4 protein-coding genes are annotated in these 3,505 nt (G+C 62.8%); 1 reads left to right on the top strand and 3 read right to left on the bottom strand.

The features are described 5' to 3' along the window. Together WBF74_RS05125 and WBF74_RS05120 are read right to left on the bottom strand one after the other, a co-directional pair. Nucleotides 1-599 (bottom strand): D-alanyl-D-alanine carboxypeptidase family protein (locus tag WBF74_RS05125; protein WP_424436159.1); only part of this gene is annotated, 599 nt, incomplete at its 3' end. Nucleotides 600-662: 63 nt separating this feature from the next. Further along, nucleotides 663-1,673, bottom strand: a complete 1,011-nt coding sequence (locus WBF74_RS05120; protein ID WP_424436156.1) for a septal ring lytic transglycosylase RlpA family protein — start codon at nucleotides 1,671-1,673, stop codon at nucleotides 663-665. 224 nt (nucleotides 1,674-1,897) lie between these two features. On the opposite strand from WBF74_RS05120, the gene WBF74_RS05115 reads away from it, so the two are divergent. Further along, on the top strand, nucleotides 1,898-3,232 hold the full coding sequence (locus WBF74_RS05115; protein ID WP_424436162.1) for an MmgE/PrpD family protein: 1,335 nt from the start codon (nucleotides 1,898-1,900) through the stop codon (nucleotides 3,230-3,232). 19 nt (nucleotides 3,233-3,251) lie between these two features. On the opposite strand, the gene WBF74_RS05110 is transcribed toward WBF74_RS05115, so the two are convergent. Next, on the bottom strand, nucleotides 3,252-3,505 hold a 254-nt coding region (locus WBF74_RS05110; RefSeq protein WP_424436153.1), incomplete at its 5' end, for a hypothetical protein.

The raw sequence follows: 3,505 nt of genomic DNA, 5'->3' as shown, positions 1-3,505 counted from the left end.
AGCTCGCGGAACATCGGATAATATTCCGGGAAGTCCTTGATGAGATGGCGCGCGAGCAGCGCGAGGTCGCGCGCGGTCGTGACAGGGTCGGGATGCGGCCAGCCGGTCGAGTTCACGAAATGGGAATTGTTGAGGCCGAGCTTCTTCGCCCGCTCGTTCATCGCTTCCGCAAAGGCGCTCTCGGAACCTGCAAGCGCTTCGGCGGTCGAAATGCAGGCATCATTGCCTGACTGCACGATAATGCCGCGCAGAATGGCGTGAACCGGCACATAGGAATTGAGATCCGCAAACATGGTGGAGGAGCCGGACGCCGCCCCGCCCGCGCGCCACGCATATTCGCTGATGCGGAACTCGTCATCCATCGAGACGGTGCCTTCGCGCAGCGCATTGAACAGCATCTCCAGCGTCATGAGCTTGCTCATGCTCGCCGGATACATCTCCTCATCGACATTCTTGCCCCAGAGAACGGTACCTGTGTCGTAATCCATCAAAATGGCATACTCGGCCGCCGTCTCCATCGCGGATGCCGCGCGTGGCATAACCACGGCAAAGGCGAGCAACACGAGGAAGAAGGCCGGAGCAAGCGTCTTGCGTATCATGGCGGGGGCCGATGCTTTCTTTCTAGAGGTTACGGTCAGTCTGAGGCCAACAAGCAGGCCATATCAATCAATGACGATGCGCGCACTCTTATGGCCATGTGCGATCACGCTCTGGAGCGAACTGTCGGCGGCGGGCACATCGCTCAACGGGCCAACGCGGACGCGATAGAAGGGCGTACCGTCAACAGTTGTTGTATGGATTTCGACGCGGCCAACACCTGCAAGCTGCTGGCGAACGCTTTCGGCATTCTGAAGGTTCTGGAACGAACCGGCCTGCACATAAATATTGCCGGGGCCGGTCACTGGCACCTGCTGCACCGTGGGCGTGGGCTGAGGCGCGGGCGCAGCATTGTCGGGAATGGGAGCCATGGCGGAGGTATCAGGCGGTGGCGGCGCAGAGACGGCACCTGCAGGGGCCGCAAGCACCGCGGTTGAAACCGTCGCAACGCTCGTAACAGGCGCGGCAGCAGCAACCTTTCTTTCCTCGGCGGGCGTTTCAACGCGCGGCGCAACAAAAGTTTCGGCAACGGCGGTGCCGTCCCCTATCCCGCCATCAAGCGGCGCACGACCGATATATTGCACGCGCACCTTTGCCGTGCCCTTTTGCACGAATCCCAGCTCTTCCGCTGCCTTGCGCGACAAGTCGATCTCGCGGCCTGCCGCAAAAGGCCCGCGATCATTGATACGGACGATGACAGAGCGGCCATTCTCGAGATTGGTCACCCGAGCCAGCACCGGCATGGGCAGCGTCGGATGCGCGGCCGTCATCTGGTGCTGATCGAAAATCTCGCCATTCGCCGTCATCTTTCCGTGGAACTGCGGCCCGTACCAGGAGGCGATGCCGGTTGCGTCATATTTCTCGTTCTCGGCGGGGTAATACCAGATGCCGTTGATCTGATAGGGGTTGCCGACCTTGTAATAACCGCCACCCTGCTTCAGCGGCGTACCGGCCTTTGGCGCTTCGCTGCTGGTGCTACAGGCGGCCAGTGCAAGGAAAAGCGGCAGGACAAGCGTACGCGAAAATCCGCGCGACACGACGCGGCGGCGGATGCTTCCTGCAGACTGAGAGTTCATCGGAAAAAACCCCGGTTCGTGGTCACCAGCCGCCCGGCAGGCAGACGAATCACCCCGCGAACACACCTGAATCCTTATAATCAGCGCCGCTTTTCACGGCAAGGCGCGCCGCCCTGACGTTATAGTCGTGAGCCGCAGCATCGCCTTGCATCACCTCACGGTGTATCAGGAGTGAGAAGCCTTGCGAAGATTCCTCATTTTGTGAGCGTCCGCCAGTGAACGAAATGTCATCCGCCCGCCCGGAACCCCTCTCCCTCACATCGGCCCTTGTCCGGCTCACGCGGGAAAAGCCGGTCACGCAAGCCGATCTCGACATGGCGGCGCTCTTCACGCTGGACGCGCTGGCAAACAGCCTTGCCGGGCGTAACTCGGCACCGGGCCGCATTCTGCTCAAATGGTTTGACGGCAACAGCGCCGCCAATGTCGCGCCGGATCCCGGCCGCATGGCTTTCCTGCTGGGTGGCCTCTGCCACATTCTGGAAACAGATGATCTGCACCGCGAGTCCGTCGTGCATCCAGGCTGCGTTGTCGTGCCTGCTGCCTATGCGCTCGCCGCAAAGTATGGCAAGGGCGGGCGTGAGTTGCTCACCGCCATTCTGCATGGCTTTGAAGCGGCCGCCCGCGTCGGCATGGCGGTTGGTCCTGAGCATTACCGCATCTGGCATAACACCGCGACTTGCGGCCCCTTCGGCGCGGCAATGGCAGCCGCCGCCCTGCTCGACCTTGACGACGAAGCGGCGATAAACGCGCTCGGCAATGCGGGGAGCCAGTCCTCCGGCCTCTGGCAGTTCCTCGAAACAGGCGCGATGACGAAGCACCTCCATGCGGGCCATGCGGCGGAAGCAGGCGTGCGCGCGGGCGAGCTTGCAGCGCTCGGCTTCACCGGCCCGGCGCGCATTCTTGAAGGAGAAAAAGGTTTCTTCCGCGCCGCCTGCCCGGACGCAGACCCTGATGCCGTGACGCGAAACCCCGATGCGCCGTGGCAGCTTGTCCGCACTTCGATCAAGCCCTGGCCGTCCTGCCGCCACACACATCCGACGATCGATGCGGGCGAGGAATTGCGCGCAAGGCTCACACGCGATGGCGTGTCGCTCGATCAGATCGCGGAGATTGTCGTCGAGACATATCAGGCGGCACTCGATGTCTGCGACCGGCCTGTAGCGGCAAGCGATTATGAAGCGAAGTTCTCGCTGCAACATTCAATCGCCGCCGCGCTCATTTGCGAGCAGGTCAACTTCGATGCCTTTGGCGAAAAGGCGCGGGCCGATTGCGCGGGCCTTGCCGCAAAGGTGCGCGTGCTGCGCGCCGACCCGTGGGCGTCCGCTTACCCCGCCTCATGGGGCGGGCGCGTAACGATCCGCCTCGCCTCCGGCGAAACTCTTCACGCAGAGCGCACGAATGCGAAAGGCGACCCCGAAGCGCCGCTCAGCAAGCAAGACATGATCGCGAAGGCGAAGATGCTGCTCACGCATGGAAAGGTCGCCGAGCCGGACCGCCTGATCGACGCCATACTAGACATGGCAACGGGCGGTGAAACGCCCGCACTCAACCTCTTCTGATGTGCGATGGCAGCGCGCCTTACTGCGCGCCCGCCTCCAGCATCGGCTTGATGTAGGTCAGATAGGCCTGCCCGGCAAAGCCGATCAGGAACGGCATCCAGATCCAAGCCGTCCGCCAACGGAGCTTCCGCTTCTTCTTTTCTTCGGGGGCGGCCGCCGCAACAGGCGCCGCAGCAGGTGCGGGCGCAGCGCTTGCTTCGGCAGGTGCCACTTCTGCAGCAGCAGGCGCGGCCTCAGCCGATGCGGCTTCTGCCGGTGTAGCCTCGGCAGGCG

It is taken from the genome of Parvibaculum sp. (genome assembly GCF_049672805.1).
GTDB lineage: Bacteria > Pseudomonadota > Alphaproteobacteria > Parvibaculales > Parvibaculaceae > Parvibaculum.
Note: the sequence above shows the minus strand (reverse complement) of the source record. Positions and strands in the feature narration are given on the sequence as shown.